The sequence below is a fragment of the Pseudodesulfovibrio piezophilus C1TLV30 genome (genome assembly GCF_000341895.1).
GTDB classification, from domain to species: domain Bacteria; phylum Desulfobacterota; class Desulfovibrionia; order Desulfovibrionales; family Desulfovibrionaceae; genus Pseudodesulfovibrio; species Pseudodesulfovibrio piezophilus.
Map to the genome: position 1 here is coordinate 2,912,980 of NC_020409.1, position 21,034 is coordinate 2,934,013.

At 51.5% G+C, this 21,034-nt stretch carries 15 protein-coding genes; 6 read left to right on the forward strand and 9 right to left on the reverse strand.

The window, feature by feature from the left end; all coding sequences use genetic code 11:
- The first annotated feature begins 275 nt into the window (after positions 1-275).
- The 4 genes from BN4_RS13635 to BN4_RS13650 are packed head-to-tail and all read left to right on the forward strand — an operon-like array spanning position 276 to position 6,880.
- Complete coding sequence (locus BN4_RS13635) at positions 276-4,457, forward strand: response regulator (protein WP_015415991.1); 4,182 nt, start codon at positions 276-278, stop codon at positions 4,455-4,457.
- A complete protein-coding gene (locus tag BN4_RS13640) occupies positions 4,458-5,291 on the forward strand; it encodes a CheR family methyltransferase (protein WP_015415992.1) in 834 nt (277 codons plus the stop codon).
- Between the two features lie 9 nt (positions 5,292-5,300).
- Positions 5,301-5,888 carry a chemotaxis protein CheB gene (locus tag BN4_RS13645; RefSeq protein WP_015415993.1) on the forward strand — a complete coding sequence of 196 codons (588 nt, stop codon included), beginning with the start codon at positions 5,301-5,303 and terminating at the stop codon, positions 5,886-5,888.
- Complete coding sequence (locus BN4_RS13650) at positions 5,885-6,880, forward strand: GGDEF domain-containing response regulator (protein WP_015415994.1); 996 nt, start codon at positions 5,885-5,887, stop codon at positions 6,878-6,880. The genes BN4_RS13645 and BN4_RS13650 overlap by 4 nt, the downstream gene beginning before the upstream one ends.
- A gap of 78 nt (positions 6,881-6,958) precedes the next feature.
- On the opposite strand, the gene BN4_RS13655 is transcribed toward BN4_RS13650, so the two are convergent.
- The 9 genes from BN4_RS13655 to recA form a co-directional block, all read right to left on the reverse strand.
- Complete coding sequence (locus BN4_RS13655) at positions 6,959-7,942, reverse strand: ABC transporter permease (protein ID WP_015415995.1); 984 nt, start codon at positions 7,940-7,942, stop codon at positions 6,959-6,961.
- A complete protein-coding gene (locus BN4_RS13660) occupies positions 7,942-8,982 on the reverse strand; it encodes an ABC transporter permease (RefSeq protein ID WP_015415996.1) in 1,041 nt (346 codons plus the stop codon). Before BN4_RS13660 ends, BN4_RS13655 begins: the two co-directional genes overlap by 1 nt.
- On the reverse strand, positions 8,979-10,457 hold the full coding sequence (locus BN4_RS13665; protein ID WP_015415997.1) for an ATP-binding cassette domain-containing protein: 1,479 nt from the start codon (positions 10,455-10,457) through the stop codon (positions 8,979-8,981). Before BN4_RS13665 ends, BN4_RS13660 begins: the two co-directional genes overlap by 4 nt.
- Complete coding sequence (locus BN4_RS13670; RefSeq protein ID WP_015415998.1) at positions 10,458-11,633, reverse strand: BMP family lipoprotein; 1,176 nt, start codon at positions 11,631-11,633, stop codon at positions 10,458-10,460. It abuts the gene before it with no gap.
- 227 nt (positions 11,634-11,860) lie between these two features.
- Complete coding sequence (locus BN4_RS13680; protein ID WP_041721093.1) at positions 11,861-13,123, reverse strand: radical SAM protein; 1,263 nt, start codon at positions 13,121-13,123, stop codon at positions 11,861-11,863.
- 239 nt (positions 13,124-13,362) lie between these two features.
- Positions 13,363-13,752 (reverse strand): 30S ribosomal protein S9, encoded by a 390-nt coding sequence (gene rpsI, locus BN4_RS13685; RefSeq protein WP_015416000.1) that lies wholly within the window; start codon positions 13,750-13,752, stop codon positions 13,363-13,365.
- Positions 13,753-13,764: 12 nt separating this feature from the next.
- The gene (gene rplM / locus BN4_RS13690) at positions 13,765-14,193 is read right to left on the reverse strand and encodes a 50S ribosomal protein L13 (protein WP_015416001.1); all 429 of its coding nucleotides are present in this window, start codon (positions 14,191-14,193) and stop codon (positions 13,765-13,767) included.
- 454 nt (positions 14,194-14,647) lie between these two features.
- Entirely contained in the window at positions 14,648-17,299 is a 2,652-nt protein-coding gene (alaS, locus tag BN4_RS13695; RefSeq protein WP_015416002.1) for an alanine--tRNA ligase, read from the reverse strand.
- An 83-nt stretch (positions 17,300-17,382) separates the two neighbouring features.
- The gene (gene recA / locus BN4_RS13700) at positions 17,383-18,435 is read right to left on the reverse strand and encodes a recombinase RecA (RefSeq protein WP_015416003.1); all 1,053 of its coding nucleotides are present in this window, start codon (positions 18,433-18,435) and stop codon (positions 17,383-17,385) included.
- A gap of 290 nt (positions 18,436-18,725) precedes the next feature.
- Between recA and BN4_RS13710 the strand changes: the two genes are divergently transcribed.
- Complete coding sequence (locus BN4_RS13710) at positions 18,726-19,802, forward strand: thiamine biosynthesis protein (protein ID WP_015416004.1); 1,077 nt, start codon at positions 18,726-18,728, stop codon at positions 19,800-19,802.
- 38 nt (positions 19,803-19,840) lie between these two features.
- Positions 19,841-20,770 (forward strand): calcium/sodium antiporter, encoded by a 930-nt coding sequence (locus tag BN4_RS13715; RefSeq protein WP_015416005.1) that lies wholly within the window; start codon positions 19,841-19,843, stop codon positions 20,768-20,770.
- Positions 20,771-21,034 lie beyond the last annotated feature (264 nt).

The following is a 21,034-nucleotide window of genomic DNA, read 5'->3' on the forward strand; positions in this document are numbered from 1 at the left end:
GGCAATTGCCGTGTCCCGGTAGAGGGATTGCTTTTCGAAATGAGGCTGATGTGCTCATTCGGATCGTTTTGACCGTCTCGCGTCTCGCCCTCGTTTTCTCCGTGTTTGTCGGAAATGGGAAAGTTGTCTTCCCCGTTCATATCTATTAGTAGTAATCTCGTTATCAAACAGCGAGGCGTGTCAGAGAGTTGAGGCGCCTCGACCTCGGCGTGAGGCTCTGTGCTCCCTGCCGTGATTCCGTGTCACACCCTCTTGTCATCTGATCTGGAGTCTTCATGCTTCGTTTTTCCGATATCCCCATTCGTCAGAAACTCATATTTCTTTTTCTTGTTACGGGTATCATCCCATTGCTTATTGTCGGGGTTGTTTCCAATACGCTGACCGTGAAAACCTTGATAAAAAAATCCTTTGAGGAGCTGGGATCAGTCCAGGCGATTCGGAAGGAACAGGTCGAGAAGGCTTTTGACGCACGAGTCACCGATATGAGCCTTCTGTCTGAAAGTGCACAGGTGCACAAGGCGTTGGCGACCCTGCTGGACTATAAAACAGCGGTCAATGGTCTGGCTGAGTTGGATCTGGATGTCACCACGGCGGAGTATCATACCCTTCATAAGCAATTGTCACCCGTTTTCAGGAAGTTTATCAAGGAATACGGGTACTACGATTTATATCTTATGGATGCAGACGATGGGCATGTGTTGTATTCCGTTTTGCGGGAAGAAGATATTGGGACCAATCTTGTTACTGGCCCCTTTAAAAATTCCCGGTTGGCTGAGATGTGGCGCAAGGTTGTTTCCACTGGCCGGGAAACCGTGGTTGATTTTGGGAAATATGAACCGAGCGGAGGTATCCCCTCGGCGTTTATCGGTATCCCTGTCAGGAACGATGCACATGCCATCATCGGAGTCTTCGCTTTGCAGGTGCAGAGTCAATTCATCACTTCATTGATGGATTCCCGTGTGGGATTGGGAAAGACCGGAGAGTCCTACCTGCTCAACTGGGACCCGCTGACCGACCTTTTCGAGCTGCGTAGCAATATGGAGACCATGGGCAAGGGAGATTATGTCGTCGGTTATGCGCTCAATCGTCATCTCGACTACTGGGAAGACGCAGTGGAAGCGGGGCAGCTTGGCGGGCATAATACCTACAAGGATAGTGAAGGCAACGAAGTCCTGGTCGCCTACGACAAGCTGAGTATCCAGGGGTTGAACTGGTATCTCATTTCAAAGATCAACAAGAGCGAAGTCACGGCTCCGACGCAGGAATTGACTTTCAAGATCCTGGTCCTGGCAGCGGGCCTCGTTTTGATCATCGCTTTTGTTGCCTGGTTCATTTCCCGGCGAATTACCCGGCCTATTCTGGAAGATGTCCGGTTCGCCAAGGATATTTCCAATGGAGCATACGACACGGTCCTGCATCTCGATCAACGGGATGAATTGGGGCAGCTCGCTGAAGCGCTCAATTCCATGGCCCGTAATCTTGCAGACCAGCATTGGCTTAAATCCGGGAAGGAAGGCCTTGATGACGACCTGCGGGGTGAGCACGACCTTGGCTTGTTGGCCAAGCGATTCGTCAAGTTTTTCGTGACGCACATGAACGCTCAACTCGGCGCGTTATATCTGAGTGATGGCGAGAAACTCGATTTGGCGACAAGTTATGCTTTTACGGACCGGCGGGGTAATTTCAATTCCTTCAATATGGGTGAAGGCATGGTCGGACAGGCTGCATTGGAAAACGAAACCATTCTTTTCTCCGATGTTGATCATGGTGCGCCGGAAGTCAATTATGGTGCAGGACAGACCATGCCGTCCAATTTTATGATTACTCCCATAGCGTCGGAGGGTGTGGTTCTGGGAGTCCTGCTGGTCGGTTCTTTGTCACCATTTACGGACTTGCAGAAACGGTTTGTTGAAATGAATTCCGAAAATGCCGCGATTCTGTTCAACGCAGCCCAGTCCAGAGAAACGATTCGCAAATTGCTTGACGATGCTCAGGAGCAGCAGAAAAAGCTGCATCTGGCAAATAAGGAGCTTGAGGAACAGGCTCGGGCGCTCAAAGAATCCGAAGCCGAATTACAGGCCCAGCAGGAAGAGCTGCGGGTCACCAATGAGGAATTGGAAGAGCAGGCCAAGGCGCTCAAGGAGTCGGAATCAATTCTCCAGGCCCAGCAGGAGGAACTGCGGGTCACCAATGAGGAACTGGAAGAGCACACCCAGACTCTGGAAGAGCAGAAGGATGCCATCCGCAAAAAGAATTCCGAACTGATCAAGGCTCAGGAAGTGGTTAAGCAAAAAGCCCACGACCTTGAGATTGCCAGCAAATACAAGTCAGAGTTTTTGGCAAACATGTCCCATGAATTACGGACGCCACTCAATTCCATTCTTATTCTGTCGCAACTTTTCGGCAACAACAAGGATGGGAATTTAACGCCCAAGCAGATTGAATCCGCCATGGCTATTCATTCTTCGGGATCAGACCTTTTATCATTGATCAACGAGATTCTTGATCTTTCCAAGGTGGAGGCTGGGAAAGTCGAGCTGGTTATCGAGGATATTCCGGTTAAAACTATTGTCAATGATATCAGACGAATGTTTAAAGATGTTGCGGCAGACAAGGGGCTGGCATTTGATGTTTCCGTGGCGCCCGGATTGAGCGAGACGATCAAGACTGATTCCCAACGGCTCCATCAGGTTCTCAGGAATTTGCTGACCAATGCTTTTAAGTTTACTCGGCAGGGGCTTGTTGCCCTGACAATCGATCGCCCTTCACCCGAGCGGACGCCAGATTGGCTGAGCCAGGAATCTGCTTTTTCCTTTGCAGTTCGAGATGAAGGCATCGGAATTCCTCAAGAACAACAAGTCGCGATCTTTGAGGCATTTCAACAGGCGGACGGCTCAACGAGTCGGAAATATGGCGGAACCGGTCTTGGATTATCTATTTCCAAAGAGTTGGTCAAACTGTTGGGCGGTGCCATTTATCTCGAGAGTGAAGAGGAAAAGGGCAGCACGTTTACGATCGTTTTGCCCGAGAAATACGTTCCGCTCGCCACACGAGCGCAGGCCGAGTTCCCATCGTCACGGATTGAGGAAGAGCAAACCGGGGAAGAGTCTTTCCAGGCCGAAGCCCTTTCGCCGGAGAACGCGGTGCCCAGTGCTGTCCATTTCGAGGATGAGGAGCCTGTTCTTCATTTTGAAGCCTCGGGGGACGAATCAAGAAGGACGAACGTTGCATCACGACTTCCCTCCGCTGAATTTGTCGAGGATGACCGCAACGAGGTTGTCCCTGAGAGTAAAAGCCTTCTGATAATTGAGGATGACGTTAATTTCGCCAAGATCATGCGTGACTTTGCTCAGGAACGTTCATTCAAGTGCATCGTTGCCGAAGATGGTGAAACCGGATTGCATTTTGCTGACTTCTATAAACCGAGTGCGATCATTCTTGATATAGGGCTGCCTGGTATTGACGGCTGGACTGTCATGGAGCGGCTCAAGGACAATCCGGAATTGCGGCATATTCCTGTTCATTTCATGTCCGCAGCAGACTCTTCGCTGGATGCCATGCGTATGGGGGCGGTGGGCTTTTTGTCCAAGCCTGTCTCATTGGATAAGGTTGCTGACGCTTTCGGGCGAATTGAAAATGTTATATCCAAGCCCGTGTCCAAGCTTTTGCTCGTTGAGGATGACGCCATCCAACGTGAGAGTATTCAGCAACTTATAGGGAATGGCGATGTGGAAACCGTTGCTGTGGCAACAGGGCATGAGGCCTATGAAGAGCTGAACAAGGGAGTGTATGATTGCATGATCCTTGATCTCGGTCTTGAGGATATGTCCGGGTTTGATCTGCTGGAAAAAATCCGTCGGAGTGACACGACCTCCCGAGTGCCGATTATTGTCTATACCGGCCGGGACCTCACCCGCCTTGAGGAAAACAAGCTCAATCGATACGCTGAGTCTATCATCATCAAGGGGGCGAAATCGCCTGAACGGCTCTTGGATGAGTCAGCCCTGTTTCTGCATCGTGTGGAATCCGAACTGCCTGAAGACAAGCAGAAGATGCTCAAGATGGTCCATGACAAGGAAGCAGTCCTTTCCGGGAAGACTATTTTGTTGGTCGATGATGATATGCGTAATGTCTTTGCCCTCTCAAGTGTGCTGGAGGAAAAAACCATGGATGTGGTTATAGCCAGAAATGGGCTGGAAGCCATCGACAAGCTCAAGGAGCATGACGAAATTGACCTTGTGCTTATGGATATCATGATGCCTCTGATGGATGGCTACGAAGCTATGCAGGCCATTCGCAAGGAACATAAATATGCAAAGTTGCCCATGATTGCGCTGACAGCCAAAGCCATGAAGGGTGATCGCAGCAAATGCATCGAAGCCGGTGCCAATGATTACCTGGCTAAGCCGGTCAACACGGACAAACTGCTCTCCATGCTGAGGGTGTGGCTTTACTAAATGCACGAATCCGAACTCATTGAAAACGAACGACTCGAAGTTAAGCTGTTGTTGGAAGCAATCTACCTGAAATACGGGTATGACTTTCGCAACTATGCCTTTGCGCATACCAAGCGGCGGTTGGAACATCGGAAGTTGATGGACGGTATCGAGAACTATGCCACGATGATCCATCGGATCATTTATAACGAATCCTTTTTCAACAAATTGTTGCTTGATCTGTCCATCAATGTCACGGAGATGTTCCGTGATCCATGGGTGTACCTGAAAATCCGGGAACTGATTATTCCTCATTTGAAGACCTACCCATTTATCAAGGTCTGGCATGCCGGATGTTCTGCCGGGCAGGAGGTCTATTCCATGGGAATTCTCCTCGAAGAGGAAGGAATCAAGGACCGTTCTCAGATTTATGCTACTGATTTTAATGAATATGTTCTGAGTAAAGCTAAGATGGGGATTTACCCCATGGACCTCATCCGCGAATATACAGCCAATTATCAGAAAGCGGGAGGACGACACTCCTTTTCGGATTATTATACCGCTGATTACGATAATGTACTGATGAAACAGTCACTTAAGGATAAAGTGCTTTTTTCTTCGCATAATCTGGTCACTGATGGTGTCTTTGGTGAGATGAACATTATTTTCTGCCGTAATGTTCTCATTTATTTCGATAAGGATTTGCAGAATCGAGTGTTTAATCTTTTCTATGATTCCCTGTGTCCTGGTGGATTCCTTTGTCTTGGTTCCAAGGAAAGTCTCAAATTTTCTGGAGTGGCGGATAAGTTCGAGGTGGTTTCCGAACGCGAGAAAATATATCGGAAAAAACGATAGGGTGGTGCCGTGATCGAAGAAAGACCATACGATGCCGTGGTGATCGGCGTCTCAGCCGGGGGACTGGCTGCTCTGGAAAAAGTATTGCCTCGGCTTGATGCGGCTTTCCCCGTGCCTGTGTTCGTTGTACAGCATCTTCGGCCTGATTCTGAGAACTATATGTCCCTGCATTTTGATCGGCGCTGCAAGGTTGCGGTAAAAGAGGCCGAGGACAAGGAAACACCGGAGCCGGGCACAGTCTATTTCGCGCCGCCGAATTATCATCTTCTCATTGAGCTTGAAAAAACCATGGCTCTTTCCGTCGAGGATCGGGTCAATTACTCCCGCCCGGCCATTGATGTTCTTTTTGGTACGGCGGCAGAGGCGTATCGAACCCGGCTTATCGGCGTGATCCTCACCGGAGCCAATTCGGATGGTGCTCAGGGGTTGGCCAAGATCAAACGTCTCGGCGGCCTGGCTATTGTCCAGTCTCCGGAGACGGCTGAGGCCGATGCCATGCCGTTGGCTGCCATTGCCGCTGCCGGACCTGACCATGTGCTCCCGCTGGGGGATATCGGATACTTCATTAATTCATTGTTGATGGGTGAGACTTTATGACCAAGGCAAAAATATTGATCGTTGATGATCGACCGGAAAATCTTTTGACACTCGAAAGTCTGCTCGACAATCCTGATGTGGATGTTATCCGTGCCAATTCGGGCGGTGAAGCATTGGCCAAGACTCTGGACCACGACTTCGCGCTCGTTTTGTTGGATGTCCAGATGCCGGATATGGATGGGTATGAGGTTGCCGAGTTGATGCGTGGCAATAAGAATACGAGGAATATCCCGATCATTTTCGTGACTGCGAAGGTCGATAACATGAATCAGGTCTTTCGAGGATATGAATCGGGTGCAGTGGATTATCTTTTCAAGCCCCTTGATGCCAAGGTTTTTCAGAGCAAAGTGGGTATTTTTCTGGACCTCTTTCGACAGAAAGCACAACTGGAGCAGAAGACCAGAGAACTGGATGCAAAAGTTGTGGAGCTGGAAGAATTGCAGCAGATTTTGGAAGAGACCAATGAGCAGCTTCGTTTGCTTTCTGCCATGGATGGCCTGACCGGATTGCTGAATCGCCGCCGTTTCGACGAAATCCTTCAGGAGGAATGGCAGCGGTGCCTGCGTGATGGTTGTCCCTTGTCCCTGCTTTTGGTGGATATTGACCATTTCAAGGCGTACAATGATTCGTACGGGCACCTCATGGGGGACAATTGCCTCAAGAAAGTCTCAGGCATGTTGGCAAATTCACTCCAGCGTCATGTTGACAAAGTCGCCCGCTATGGAGGGGAGGAATTTACCATTGTCCTACCCAGCACGGATGAAGAAGGTGCCATGCAAGTGGCGGAAAGAATGCGTGCCAATGTCGAGGAACTGGGCATTGAGCACTGTGATTCAGACACATGTGGCAATGTTACTATCAGCGTCGGTGTGGGGAGCGTGATGCCCAAAGCGGACGGTTCATCGCATAATCTTTTGGATCAAGCTGACAAGGCGCTTTACAAGGCTAAAAAAGAAGGCCGGAATCGTTGTTGCACCATACGCCATTGCTAGATTTTTTTGGTATGGGAAAAAGAAAAGGCGTGACAGAATATTTCTGTCACGCCTTTTTATTTTCTGTACAAGTCGTGGCTAGAGTCCCTTTTTGGGGTCAAAGTCCTGACCCAGAGCGGCTGGTGCTTCAATGGACCAGCCTTTTGAAAAGGATTTGAGGAAAGGATGGCGGCGAACAATATCCTGAATCCACCCCATGCGTCCCATGTTCACGGCCAGCAGGGTCAGAATCATCATTGGGAAGGGGGCAACTTGAAAGACCGGTGCCGGAATGGATGGGAAGATTTCTTGAAGGTAGATACCGGAAACCTGTAACCCGGCAAAAAAGAATGCTCCGAGTGCGGCCCGGACGGGGTGCCAGCCTCCGAAAATGACAATGGCCAGGGCGATCCACCCAGCTCCTTCACATCCCTGCGGTCGACCCCATCCGGTTTTTACCGCCAGGGAATATGCTGCACCAGCCATGCCGACCAGGGCTCCACCAGCGAGACAGTAAGAGAGTCGTACCAGACGGACTCGAATCCCTCGCCCGAAAGCCGCTCGTGGAGATTCTCCCACGGCGCGGAGGCGCATGCCTCCCTCGGTGCGATACATCCACCACCAACAGCCGAAAATAGCTGCAAGCCCCATGTATACCACAGGAGATTGAGAACCGAAGACAGGGCCAATGAGTGGTATGGAACCGATTCCCGGAATGATCCATAATCCGAGGTCCGGGCCCGGCTGGCGGGAGAAAGAGTGACCCAGAAAGTAGGCCAGATCTCGGGAGAGCAGAGTCAGGATAAATCCAACAGCCAGTTGCGATTGGCCGAGATAGATGCCGATGACCCCAAGTATCCCGGCAATGGCCGCTCCTACGGCCATCCCTCCAAGGACACCGAGCCATGGGTTATCGAAGGTCGAAGAGATAGCGAAGGCCGTCATGGCAGCCAGCAGGATTGATCCGTCCAGTGAGAGGTTGATGATACCGGCTTTTTCCGTGAGTGTTTCACCCAGGGTCGCCAATACCAGGGGAGCGCCTGCCAGTAAAATGGCCGCCAGAGTCAGACCGAAGGTTTCCATTAATCAACCTCCCGGTGTTGTTGTATCCACAGGCGAATTCCCTGAACAATAAAGACCGAAAGGACCATAATTCCCTGAATAACACCGGACAAGGATGAATCCAGTCCCAGTTGCAACGGAAGTTGGATGGAGCCGACATTGAGGATGGCAAAGAAAAGGCAGATGAAGGGCACCAACGATAATCGGAAGGAAGCCATCATGCCGACCAGCAGGGCAGTATAGCCATAGTTGGATGAAATGGCTGGCAGAAGTCTGTGATAGACGCCGAGAACCTGGGTGGCTCCTGCCAATCCGGCCAAGGCGCCGCATATCATGAAGGATTGGAGAAGACGACGTCGCGGCCCGAGAGAGAAAAGGGTCGCGGCCTTGGGATTCTCTCCGACAGCACGCAATTTTAGTCCCCACTCAGTGCGGTGCATAAGAAAATATATGGCGAGAATGGCGGCACACGCCAAGGCGAGCGCAACTCCGCTGACTGAAAGTTTTCCCAGACGAGGGAGCCACAAGGAGAAATCAATCGGTTCTGTTCCGGACATGGAAGCAACGCCGGGCCGTTTCCATGGACCGAAAATAAGCCAGAGCGTAACCCCGAGCGCGACGAAATTCAGCCCTAGCCCTGAAAATATTTCGTGGACTCTTCCGAAAACCCTGAGGAGACCGGCAAGAAGCGCCCAAAAAGCTCCTCCGGCCATGGCTGCGAGCAGGGCCAAGGCAATCTGGAATGCCCCGCCATCATCATATGGTCGCAACGCCGCAGTAGCGAATATGGCTCCCATAATAACCTGTCCTTCAACGCCGATATTCCAGAGCCTTGCTGTAAAGGGAATGAGCAGCCCCACAGAGCACAGGGTCAGGGGAACCCAGCCTGCCAGTACCCGGCCTATTTTGGACATGGATCCGACGCCACCCTTGAAAAGAACAAAGATGGTTTCGAATGGGGAAGCCCCGGAGGGTATCATGACCAGAATCGTCAAAAAAAGAGCCAGGGCCACAGCGGCCAGCAGCCATCCCACTTGTGTCAGGAGAGATTCTCGATTCATCCTGCCTGCTCCATGACTTCATTAAAGGGCTTGCCTGCCATGAGCGCTCCGACAACTTTTATTGAGGCGTCTTCCCGGTTCACGATTCCCGCAATGGCTCGGTCGTAAAAGACAATGATACGGTGGCTGTGCTCCAGGACTTCATCCAGATCTGGTGAAAAGAAAATGAGGGATGCACCGTGAGCACACCGCCCTTTGAGATGATTCCAGACCTGTCTGGCGGAACCGGCATCCAAGCCGCGCGTGGGGTGTTCCATGAGCAGCAATTTGGTTTCGTCAGGGATCAGCGAGAGGAGCAAGCGTTGTTGATTTCCACCTGAAAGCTCACTGGCATTGGTGTCCGGGTGGGCGCGCAGGTTGAATCGGTCCATGCATTGGGTTTGGTAGAATTCGGTCAGATCACCTTTTCTTTCAGGAAAAGCAAGTTTGATATGTTCCATGAGATTGAGGGCCGGAAAGAGAGCCATCTCTAATCTATCTGCCGGGACAAATTGAACTCCAGCTCTACGAAGTGTCGCGAAATCATTACTGGAATAATCTGTCTCATCCAGGGAAACTGCTCCAGAGGGCATCCTGTCCAGCCCACAGAGTCCGCGCAGGAAGAGTTCCTGGCCTGATCCGTCCAACCCCGCCAAACCGATACATTCTCCTGGCTGCATGGAGAAATCCATGGGTCCCATGGAGTACTTTGGCCCGGCGAATGAAGTCTTGGACAAGGTTAATCGGGGAAGCTTCTTGTTCTTGTCAATTTCCGGGAGTGCATCAGCTTCTCCCTCGGCAGCGTCGCCGAACATGAGGGAGACAAGTTCCTTTTCCACATATGGCGGTTCTAGCGTGGAGACCAGTTGGCCTTGCCGCATGATGAAAATGGAATCAGCCATTTCATATGCTTCAGAAAGCTTGTGGGTGACCAGAATGATGGTGTGATTGTCCTCACGCGCCAACTTCATGAGCAGATCGAAGAGATCCTGTTTCTGTTCCGGTGTGATCCCGGTGGTTGGCTCATCGAGAATGAGGGTGGTTGCTCCGAGGTCGAGAAGGCGCAGGAGTTCGAGCAATTGCCTTTCTCCCACGGTCAATGAGGAGACCGGCTCATCCGGCAGAAAGCAGGCGTCCAGACGAAAAGACAGTTCCCCGATAACATCAACGACTTCTTTTTTCGTCCTTTTGGGTGCACCTAGCTGAAAATTTTCCCAAACGGGCATGGCCGGAAAATCAAGAGGGTCCTGGTAAAGCATGCCAACACCGTGTTGTCGAGCCAACGCCGGAGTCAGAAACGAGCGTTTTTCATTGCGTATTGTCAGGGTTCCGGACGTTGGACGAGTATGACCTGCCAACACGCGCATAAGTGTGGACTTGCCCGCGCCGTTTTCTCCGACAAGAGCGTAAATTCGGCCGGGTTCGAGAGTCAGGCTGATGCCGTCATTGGCCCGAACCCGGCCATAATGTTTGTGAATGTCTTTGAGGACTATCATTTATTGAGGGCTGGAGAGTCCTTTCATACCTTCAAGCAGCTGAGGCATGTACCAAATCTGTTTGTCCGTGGCTGTTTCACCTGCTTTCAGGAACGGAGTGCCGTCCTGATAGTTGAGCGGACCAGTGAAAAGATCCAGGTCGCCGGACCCGAGCTGGGCGATGAATTCATCAAGCTTGGCTCTGGTCTCGGAAGACATGCCGGGACCGGGCATGAAGCCAACGGGCGACTTGTCATGGTCATTGATATTTGCCCAGTACGGAGCATCCCATTCAAAGGATGGCTCGTAATTCCCGTCCTGAACCTGTGTGACCAACCGCAGGAAGGTCGGTCCCCAATTGAAATAGGGAACGCCGAGGCAAATATCGCCTTGGCCCTCACATCCTTTTTCATAATCGTATGGAAGTGCCCAGACCTGCTTGCCAGCCTCGCGGCGTTGCTTGGCGACTGTCACTGCCTCTGGGGTATCGATACCGGAGATAAGGACATCACAGCCGGAGTCGAAAAGGGAACCGGCTACCTGGGTCGGGTCCGCGGTAACACCGGGAATATTGAACCAGAATCCGATCCATTTGACGTTGAAAGTCAGGTCTTTGATATCCTTGCCACGGACTTTGGTCCATGCATGGACTGCTCCGAGATAGGCTGACGCGATAAGGCGGCGGGTCTCTTCATTGATAAGGGGGCCAACAACACCGATCTTGCCGGTTTGTGTGGTCATGGCGGCAGTAAAGCCAGCCATCATCTTGGAATATTCCATGCGGCCGAAGACATTTCCGAGATTTTCAGGTGCCTTTCCGGACCATACTGAGTCACCGGAAGCATGCACAAAAGTTGTTTCTGGATGCATGGCTGCGGCTTCGAGGATACCGTCTTTCATGTCGTCGGAGCCTGCGATGATCAGGTCTGCTCCTTTTTCAATCAGGTCGTCAGCGACCTGGGGGATAGTCAGGCCCGGACGGTCTGCCGGATTGACTTTGTCGAGGAAAATCATTTTGGCACCGGGCATGTGGGCTTCAACGTATTTGCCTCCCTCATATTGGGCCTGGCTGTAGCCTTTGTCATTGTAGGGGCCGACCAGGATCAGACCAAGAGTAAAGTCCTTGGCCATGGCAAGTCCGGGCACGAGCAGCAAGGCCATGAGCGCCGAAGCGATCAGCAAGCGAAATTTTAACATCCTCTCCTCCAGTGTGAGCTGGCATCCTCCTTTTTTAGGGATGGATGGCTACCAGCAGTTCATTGTCAGGCCTGGTGTGCAGGCCACACAAATGCAGGGAGCAGCCGGATGCCGATCCCGTGAAAAAAGCTATTCTTGGATTATGAAACGACGTGTGTCAACAACCGGGGGCGTTTTTCTGCCCGGAAGTGAAAAAGAGTTCCTTTTCGGTGTGTCATATCGTGTGTTCAGCCGATGAAAGGATTGAAGTATCCGTATTCAATCCAAGGTAATGCTTTTTTCAGTCGCTTTTTGAAGTTCATGAATCCCATGCATGGAGAATGACCAAAAGGTTTCATCAGATTCAAGTATAATTCGGGATCGAGATTGAGGTTACGCAACTGGACGAAATCGAATGTGCATCTCTCCCCTAGGTCGACCAGAGCATCGAACTCTTCTTCCGTGTCTGTGACGCCGGGAAAGTAAAGCAGGTTTAATGAGATGAAGAGGCCAACGTCATGAGCTTTAGCTATTGATTCATACACATCGTCAAAGGAATATCCCTTGGGTCGATAGTATGCTTCATAGGGGCCTTTCCGTGCAGAGTTCAGGCTGACACGGATGGAATTGACACCAGCTATTTTGAGTGCTGGCATCACTTGTGTCCTCGAACCGTTGGTATTGACGTTGACCGTCCCTGTTCCACCATCTGCACGGTACGTTTTTACGGCATCGCAGATCAACTCTGCTTCCAGAAGAGGCTCTCCTTCGCATCCTTGGCCAAAAGAGAAAATCGGCCGGCGTTCACGGGATTCGTGGCGGCGCATGATCTGAACAATCTCATCCACTGTGGGAGTAAAACTGATCCGGCACTGCGGTGACGGAAATCCCGAGTCCTCTGGTTGAAGGGATATGCATCCGACACACTCCGCATTGCAGGTCTTGGAAGTGGGCAGAGGACATTCGAATCGCCCTAAAGCAAGATTACGGGCAGCAGGGCATCCACTGGTCAGAGCACAACCCGCCAGGTGTTTTACCAGCCGGTTGTCCGATAGTTCTCTAATCAGTTGGTGCGCGCCGGCCTCGATTCGGTCGGGCGGTATATGGGTGAAGACTTGTCGTTTGTCCTCATCAACTTTCTTGGCACAGACCCAGAATTTGCCATTGGCATACCCGATGGCTCCATAGGAGAGGAGTGGCAGAACAGGTGCGTCGTCATCGGCTTCGTACGCGGAAATCCCTGTCAGAGTATGGCCTGGGCTGGCAAAGGCAGCCACGGCGAGTTCTTCCATGACCTCTGCTTGTCCTGTTTCCTGATTATAGCCCATGGCATGTCGGCCGGGGAGCATGAAAAATTCTGATTCCGGCGGGAGCGGAGTGATTTCATCAGGCCTGGGGAGGCCGAATTCTTCTCCTCGACGACACATGAGGAGGAGGTCCGGGTGATCGTATATTTCGCCGTCAGGACTGGCGAAAAGCATTCGTGGCTGAGGCTTCTTCTTGGATGGCATGGCCGTGATATACGGGACAGATGCTCGCTTGGGCAAGAAATGATTCCATTTTATAACTTAAAAAGGGGCAGATGAGTGATATCTCCATGTGGGAGAGGTGAACTGAGGGGCAAGTTTTCTCTACGTGAAGCGCAGAAAGAGAGGCAGAGGGTGTGTTGCATTGGAAGAGATGACAACGCAGAAAGACCGACACCCCATGGGGCGTCGGTCTTGACTTGTCTGCTGATCCTGGACTCGGCTTAGCGCTTGGAGTACTGGAAGCTGGCGCGTGCGCCGCGAAGACCGTACTTCTTACGCTCTTTCTTACGAGCGTCACGAGTCAGGAGGCCTGCGGGCTTCAAGACTGCGCGAAGTTCCGGGTCGATCTCACAGAGGGCGCGGGCAATGCCGTGGCGCAGGGCTTCGGCCTGACCGGAGACGCCGCCGCCGGAGCAGTTGGCCTTGATGTCGTACTTGTCGAGCATCTTGACCAGCTTCAGGGGTTGCTGCACAACCATCTGCAAGGTTTTACGGGGGAAGTAGTCCTCGAAAGGACGACCATTAACGGTGATCTGCCCGGTACCGGCATAAAGGCGGGTACGGGAGATGGCGTTTTTTCTTTTACCAGTGCTGTAAGTGAAATCGCTCATGATAATCCCCGATTAAAAATCCAGAGTTGTAGGAGCCTGGGCAGCGTGCGGATGCTCGGAACCGGCGTAGACCTTCAGCTTTTTCAACTGCTGGGCTGCCAGCCTGTTCTTGGGCAACATACCCTTGACTGCGGCGGTGATGACGTTTTCAGGCTTCTTTTCCAACATCTCGCGCAGAGTCTTTTCTTTCAGACCGCCGGGATGGTTGGAGTGTTTATAGTACATTTTCTTGTCGAGTTTCTGGCCGGTGACTTTAATCTTGTCGGCGTTGATAACGACAATGAAGTCGCCCATATCCATATGGGGGGCGAACTCAGGCTTGTGCTTGCCACGCAACCGATTGGTAATCTCGGTGGCGAGACGGCCCAGAATTTTATCCGTAGCGTCGACTATGAACCATTCACGGTTCACGTCTTCCGGTGTCGGGCTATATGTCTTCATAATAAATGCTCCTTGCGCAAACTAAGAGGAGGACTTCTACGCATATAAAATGCGCATGTCAACCTGTATGCATCGTATAATTTACGGTCGCGCGATCAGGTAAGCTGGAAACAGAAACTGGGTGTAACGGGTGGCGCTTCTGCAACCGGTAGCTCTGACCGGGATGAATCACTTACCTGAAATAGATGCGGCAGACAAGCGTTATTTTTGGCGGAGAACCATTCTGTCGTGACAATTTCGTGAGTCGTTTTAAGCAGTGTATGAAGCGTGCTCAAGCACGTTATTTTGCCTTGTATATGAATCTCAGAGCGACGTCTGATTTCTTCTGAAAGGAAAATCCCCTGAAAACAGGTGTTTCCAGGGGAGAGATTCATGTTCACTGTCACTCTCTGGAACTTCGTACTGACCGGAGGGAGGCAGAGAGACGTCCCTTCATATCTTTCGTTGTTTCTTTCTAGCCGGCGATCAGTTTCTTGATTTTGGCAATTGCATCAGGGATACCGGCAACATTGGTGCCACCTGCGCGAGCAAGGTCGGGGCGTCCGCCACCGCCACCACCAACTTCAGCGGCGACAGATTTAATCAGGTCTCCGGCCTTGAAGCGGTCATGCAGATCCTTGGTCACGGAGAGGGCCACAGAAACCTTGCCATCGTCATGACCTGCCAACAGGCAAATGATGCCGGAAGGCAATTTTGAGCGAAGAGCATCCATTTGTTCGAGCATCACGCCCATGTTCGGAGCTTCCAAGGCAACAGCGAGTACCTTTATCCCGTTGATTTCTTCGAGTTCGCTCAACATATCTCGGCCCGCCCCGGATGCAAGTTTGGCTTGGAGGGATTTCATTTCCTTGGCCATATCTTTGACTTGCTGTTGCAGGGCTTTGACTTTTGTTGGAATATCGGCAGGTTGTGCCTTAAGCATGGCTCCGGCCTGGCTTATAGCTTTTCTGCGTTCGTTCAAATATGCTGTGGCATTACCGCCCGTTGCCGCTTCAATCCTGCGGATGCCTGCGGCGACACCAGCTTCGCTCGTGATGACGAACGCCCCTGCTATGCCGGTGTTCTCCAGATGTGTTCCGCCGCAAAATTCCATGGATACACCGGGGACTTCGATCACGGACACAGTCTCACCGTACTTTTCGCCAAAGAGGGCTGTTGCACCTTTTGACTGGGCATCCTCTATGGACATGACTTGGCGGTCAACGGGGATGGCGTCCAGAATATTTTGATTCACAAGCGTTTCGACCTCGGAAATTTCCGCATCAGAAAGGCCTTTTATATGCGTGAAATCAAAACGCAAACGATCCGGTCCGACCAATGACCCCGCTTGTTTGGCATGCTCGCCCAAAACTTTTTGCAAAGCGGAGTGCAGGAGATGGGTCACGGTATGGTTGCGCATGGTTGCCAGGCGTTGGCCCCGGTCAACGGTCAGTAAAACGGAATCGTCGGTTTTCATTTCTCCATCAATCACGGTGATTTTATGTGCCGTGAGTTTTTGCGATGGTTTGACAGAATCTTCGACTGTGGCTCGTCCCGCAGAGGATGCGATCTCGCCTGTATCACCCGTTTGTCCCCCGGATTCGCCGTAGAAAGGAGTGCTGGCTGCGAAAAGCCATCCTTTGGAACCTTGAGGAAGTGTCTGAACAACGGTCCCGCTTTCATTCGTCAGAAACTGGATGTGTGATTGGTCGGCCATGGTTTCATAGCCTGTAAACTCACTGGTCACATCCTGTTCAAGCAGGGTCTGGAAAACAGAAGCCACGTCTTTTTCACCGGAGCCTTTCCACGCTGCCTTGGAGCGAGTCTTCTGCTCCTGCATCAGTGCATCAAAGGATGGCTCATCCACATCCATATCGTATCTTTCGGCAATATCACGGACGATATCGATAGGAAATCCATAGGTGTCGTAGAGTTTGAAAGTCGTTTCACCAGGGACCAGATTGATTTTTTTCTCTTTGAGATTTGCAAGCTCTTCTTCAAGCATTTCAAGGCCTTTGTCGAGTGTTTTGGCAAACCCCTCTTCCTCGCCCTTGACGACTTCAATCATGAAATCTTTGACTTCGGCCAATTCGGTGTAGTGGTTCCCCATATCTTCGACAACCTTGGACGCTGTCTTCCAGAGGAAAGAACCTTCCAGCCCCATGAGTTTGCCAAATCGATATGCTCGGCGAATGAGTCGGCGAAGGATATATCCGCGCCCTTCATTGGATGGCAGTACCTGGTCCGGAATCAGGAACGCAATGGCTCGGCTGTGGTCGGCGATGACCTGCAATGCGGTGTCGATTTCTTCGCCTTCCGCACCGGGTTGGTGATATTTCACTCCGGCCAGGTCGGCAGTAAATTGGATGATGGACTGAAAAAGATCAGTCTCGTAGTTGGACGCGACTCCCTGGCAGACGGCTGCTATGCGCTCAAGTCCCATGCCAGTGTCAATGGACGGACGGGGCAGGTCAGAGCGAGTGCCGTCTTCTGCCTGCTCATACTGCATGAAAACGAGGTTCCAGATTTCCAGATAACGGTCACAGTCGCATTTGCCGATGCCACAATCCGGGCCGCAGCCCACATGTTCACCTTGATCAAAGTGGACTTCGGAGCAAGGGCCGCAGGGACCGGTGTCTCCCATGGACCAAAAATTGTCTTTTTCTCCAAGGCGGAAAATACGCTCGGTAGGAATTCCAGCAACTTTCTGCCAGAGCTTTCCGGCTTCGTCGTCGTCCTTATATATAGTAATATAGAGACGCTCCTTATCGAGCTTCAGTTCCTCGGTAAGAAATCCCCAGCAGAACCTGATGGCATCTTCCTTGAAATAATCTCCGAAGGAAAAGTTGCCCAGCATTTCAAAGAACGTGTGGTGCCGAGCTGTGCGCCCGACATTTTCCAGGTCATTGTGCTTGCCGCCGACGCGGAGGCATTTCTGTGACGTGGTGGCCCGGATATAATCCCGTTTCTCCTGGCCCAGAAAAAGTTTCTTGAACTGAACCATACCCGCATTGGTGAACATCAAGGTTGGATCATCCTTGGGTGTCAGTGGGGCGGAATCGACGATGGTGTGGCCGTTCCTCTGAAAATATTCCAGATATCTTTGACGAATTTCAGCAGCTTTCATTGGGTACTTCTCTCCAGAAAAAATCTCCAAATGAAAGCGCCTCGGAGACATGTCCCGAGGCGTTTCATTCGGGAAAAACAAATCTATTCGCCAGCGTCTCCGGCTTCAACTTCTTCAGGGGCATCTCGGTATCCGAGATGTGTCATCAGTTTTTCTTCAATGGAACCTGCTATATCAGGATTTTCTTGAAGCAACTGTCTGACATTTTCCTTGCCCTGTCCGAGCTTTTCCGAACCATAGGCAAACCATGAGCCTGATTTTTCTATAATCCCATGTTCGACGCCCATGTCTATGAGTTCGCCCATGCGACTGATTCCCTGGCCGTATAGGACATCGACAAGGGCTTGACGGAAGGGCGGGGCGATCTTGTTCTTGACAATCTTGATGCGCGCACGAATTCCGTATGATTCTTCCTTGTCCTTCAGTGTCTGGATGCGGCGGATATCCAGTCGGCATGAAGCGTAGAATTTCAGCGCGTTTCCACCGGATGTCGTTTCCGGGTTGCCATAGCCGGTCATGCCGATCTTCATACGGATCTGGTTGATGAAGATGACGACACAATTGGACTTGTGAATGGTGCCTGTGAGTTTTCTGAGTGCGTGTGACATCAATCGAGCCTGACCACCCACCTGGGTCTCACCCATCTGGCCTTCCAGTTCCGCTTGCGGGATGAGCGCGGCAACCGAGTCGATGACCACGACATCGACAGCCCCGGAGCGGACAAGCAGGTCTGCGATTTCCAGGGCTTGTTCGCCATAGTCTGGTTGCGATATCAGCAGTTCGTCCGTCTTGACCCCCAGGCGTTTTGCATAGCCGGGATCCAGAGCATGCTCGGCATCGATAAAGGCGGCATTGCCACCAGCTTTCTGAGCTTCGGCAATAATGTGCAGAGCCAGTGTTGTCTTACCGGATGATTCCGGGCCGAAGATTTCGATAACGCGTCCGCGCGGCACGCCACCAATTCCCAGGGCCATATCAAGGCCGATGGAACCGGTGGGAATGAACGGAATGGAGTGCGATGCCTCATCGTCAAGCCGCATGATTGACCCCTTGCCGAACTTGCGTTCGATAGAGGTAAGGGCGGTTCCGAGCGCTTCTTTGCGCAAGACGTCGGGGTCGACGACTTTACGTGCCATGGGTGTCTCCTTGAAAAATTACAGACGCAACAATTGAGCAACATGTTTGGATACCAGATACGTGCTCAGCGAGCAATAGTCATATGGATGCGGTTTCTTGCAGCGGGGCAATGGTCTTCCCTGTTGATATCGTTGAAAATCGGAAGAGGTTCTTTTGCCTGTTTTATTTTTTGTCTCTGAATATTCTCTTTCAGGTCATTGCCGGCATGATGCAGAAGTATGGTCTTCATGCGGGAAGAGCCGTTTACAAGGGGTTGCCCTAATGCGGATTCTCAAATAAGGGACGCCTCATGAACAACACGGTGAACAAAAAATACGATGCACTCGCGCTTTTGTCCGGTGGCCTGGATTCCATACTCGCCATGCGGACTGTCATGGATCAGGGACTGAGCGTCCTTGGTCTTCATTACGTGACTCCCTTCTTTGGCAAGGCACATCTCATTCCGTTTTGGAAAGACCATTATGGTATCGAGGTCGTTGCTGTTGATATCTGTCAGCAGTACGTAGACATGATGTTGGACGGGCCTTCGCAAGGGTACGGAAAATGGTTGAATCCTTGTATCGATTGCAAGATCACCATGCTCTCTCATGCGGTTGAGCTCTTGACTGAATACGAAGCTGAATTCCTTATTTCAGGCGAGGTGGTCGGTCAGCGTCCCATGAGTCAGCGTGAAGATGCACTCAATCTGATCACCAAACGGGCAGTTGTTCGCGATGTTCTGCTTCGTCCCCTCTGTGCCAAAAAACTGCCATCGACTCCCATGGAAGCGTCTGGACTTGTCGATCGTGAAAAGCTCCATGACTGGTATGGTCGCGGTCGCAAAGAGCAGTATAAGCTTGCTGCTCATTATGGCTTTACCGAGATTCCGACACCAGCTGGTGGGTGTTGCCTGACAGAAGCCAATGGTGCGGCCCGGTTCGTTCAATTGTTGATTCATAAAACCCGTCCGACTCCCAATGACTTTGCCCTGGCACGGGTCGGGCGTCAGTATTGGGCCGGTTCGCACTGGTTGACCTTTGGCCGGACCGCTGCAGACAATGCTCAGGTCGAGGCGTGTCTCCAGTCCTCGGATTCCACCTTGAAGGTGCAAGGGTTTCCCGGTCCTCTCGCTGTTTGTCGTCCGGTTGCCGAAGAATGGGATGCGAAGGCTATCGAAGATGCCGCTGCATTGGTGGCTTCCTATTCGACAAAAGCGCGCAAGCATGCCGAAAAGACAGGCGAGCACATCACTGTCAGGGTGCAGTGTGGTGAAGAATGGCATGATATCAATGTGATGCCAAGTCGGGACAATCTTCTGGATTGGACTGAACCTAAGCCTGAGATAGTCAAGGCCTGGAAGAAAGATCTTCTCGAAGCAGACCGATAGTCCTTGCTCCATTGAGTCTCGTCAAATAGAGTGGGATAATGACATTTGACATCATTACTTTTTGTGCTTCGGCTCTTCTCTTGTGGTTCGGTGCGAATTGGATCGTGACATCGGCGGCGCTTATAGCCCGGAAATACAACGTTTCCGAGCTGGTTATCGGATTGACCATCGTGGCTCTGGGGACTTCCGCTCCCGAATTTCTCGTGACGGTCAATGCGGCCCTGCGTGGGCACAATGACATTTCCCTTTCCAATGTTGTTGGTTCCAATATCTTCAATCTTGGGTTTATTCTTGGCCTCATGGCTATGATAAAGCCACTTATTTCAAATAAAACAATTGTTTATCGTGATGGTTTGCTTCTATTCATGACGACAGCAGGCATTCTGCTGGTTTCCATGACTGGGGAACTTGGCCGTTTTTTTGGTGGCGCACTGATAACTTTGCTCGTCATATATCTGGTTTATCTTGGCATGAAGCGGGAATCCCCTGGTGAAGAAGAATTGGAGGAACTGGAAGGGAGGACCGCCACATGGAAAGATGTCGGAATTCTTGTCGCCGGTTTCGTCTCTATTGCAGCGGGTGGGCATCTCATGGTTTCTGCCGCGACCAGTATTGCGACCACATTCGGGGTTTCCTCGTGGGTTATTGGTGTGACCATTGTTGCGGCCGGGACGAGCCTTCCTGAATTGGTGACCTGTCTTGCCGCCTCGGTCAAAGGCAAGAATGAAATGTTGCTCGGCAATCTTATCGGTTCGGATTTTTTCAATTTTGCCGGTGTGCTCGGATTGACATGCCTCCTTAAACCCTTGCCGGTTTCAGCAGAGGCTTCGTCCGGGTTGATCATGCTGGTAGGGATGGTGGGGTTGGTCCTGCTTCTTTTGCGGACCGGTTGGCGGCTCACCCGCTTGGAAGGCGCTTTGCTTGTGGCAATCAATCTGCTGCGCTGGGCGCGGGATTTCATGGTATAGTCGGCGCTTTTCATAATGAAGAAGGGCGCAATGCGCTTTGCTTGTTTTTCGAAACGATCACGGATCTGCGTTTTTCGTTCCGCTTGTATTCATGTGAAAGTATCGATAAGGGGCTGAATCATCCCGTTCCTGATCTGTATCGAAAAAAGGGTCAACCCCAAGGATTCCTTGCCGGGGAGTTTGTCGGGGATTCCTTTGGCATAAATGTACCGGGTCGCCCCTTGTACGTTTCACTCATTCCATATGCTTCCTTCGAACTTTTCG

Excerpts from the sequence above, each read along its gene's own strand:
- alaS (WP_015416002.1), bottom strand. The coding sequence starts at position 17,299 with ATGAAAGCTGCTGAAATTCGTCAAAGATATCTGGAATATTTTCAGAGG.
- BN4_RS13635 (WP_015415991.1), top strand. The coding sequence starts at position 276 with ATGCTTCGTTTTTCCGATATCCCCATTCGTCAGAAACTCATATTTCTT.
- recA (WP_015416003.1), bottom strand. The coding sequence starts at position 18,435 with ATGGCACGTAAAGTCGTCGACCCCGACGTCTTGCGCAAAGAAGCGCTC.
- BN4_RS13650 (WP_015415994.1), top strand. The coding sequence starts at position 5,885 with ATGACCAAGGCAAAAATATTGATCGTTGATGATCGACCGGAAAATCTT.
- BN4_RS13655 (WP_015415995.1), bottom strand. The coding sequence starts at position 7,942 with ATGGAAACCTTCGGTCTGACTCTGGCGGCCATTTTACTGGCAGGCGCT.
- BN4_RS13680 (WP_041721093.1), bottom strand. The coding sequence starts at position 13,123 with ATGCCATCCAAGAAGAAGCCTCAGCCACGAATGCTTTTCGCCAGTCCT.
- BN4_RS13670 (WP_015415998.1), bottom strand. The coding sequence starts at position 11,633 with ATGTTAAAATTTCGCTTGCTGATCGCTTCGGCGCTCATGGCCTTGCTG.
- BN4_RS13715 (WP_015416005.1), top strand. The coding sequence starts at position 19,841 with ATGACATTTGACATCATTACTTTTTGTGCTTCGGCTCTTCTCTTGTGG.
- BN4_RS13710 (WP_015416004.1), top strand. The coding sequence starts at position 18,726 with ATGAACAACACGGTGAACAAAAAATACGATGCACTCGCGCTTTTGTCC.
- BN4_RS13660 (WP_015415996.1), bottom strand. The coding sequence starts at position 8,982 with ATGAATCGAGAATCTCTCCTGACACAAGTGGGATGGCTGCTGGCCGCT.
- rpsI (WP_015416000.1), bottom strand. The coding sequence starts at position 13,752 with ATGAGCGATTTCACTTACAGCACTGGTAAAAGAAAAAACGCCATCTCC.
- rplM (WP_015416001.1), bottom strand. The coding sequence starts at position 14,193 with ATGAAGACATATAGCCCGACACCGGAAGACGTGAACCGTGAATGGTTC.
- BN4_RS13640 (WP_015415992.1), top strand. The coding sequence starts at position 4,458 with ATGCACGAATCCGAACTCATTGAAAACGAACGACTCGAAGTTAAGCTG.
- BN4_RS13665 (WP_015415997.1), bottom strand. The coding sequence starts at position 10,457 with ATGATAGTCCTCAAAGACATTCACAAACATTATGGCCGGGTTCGGGCC.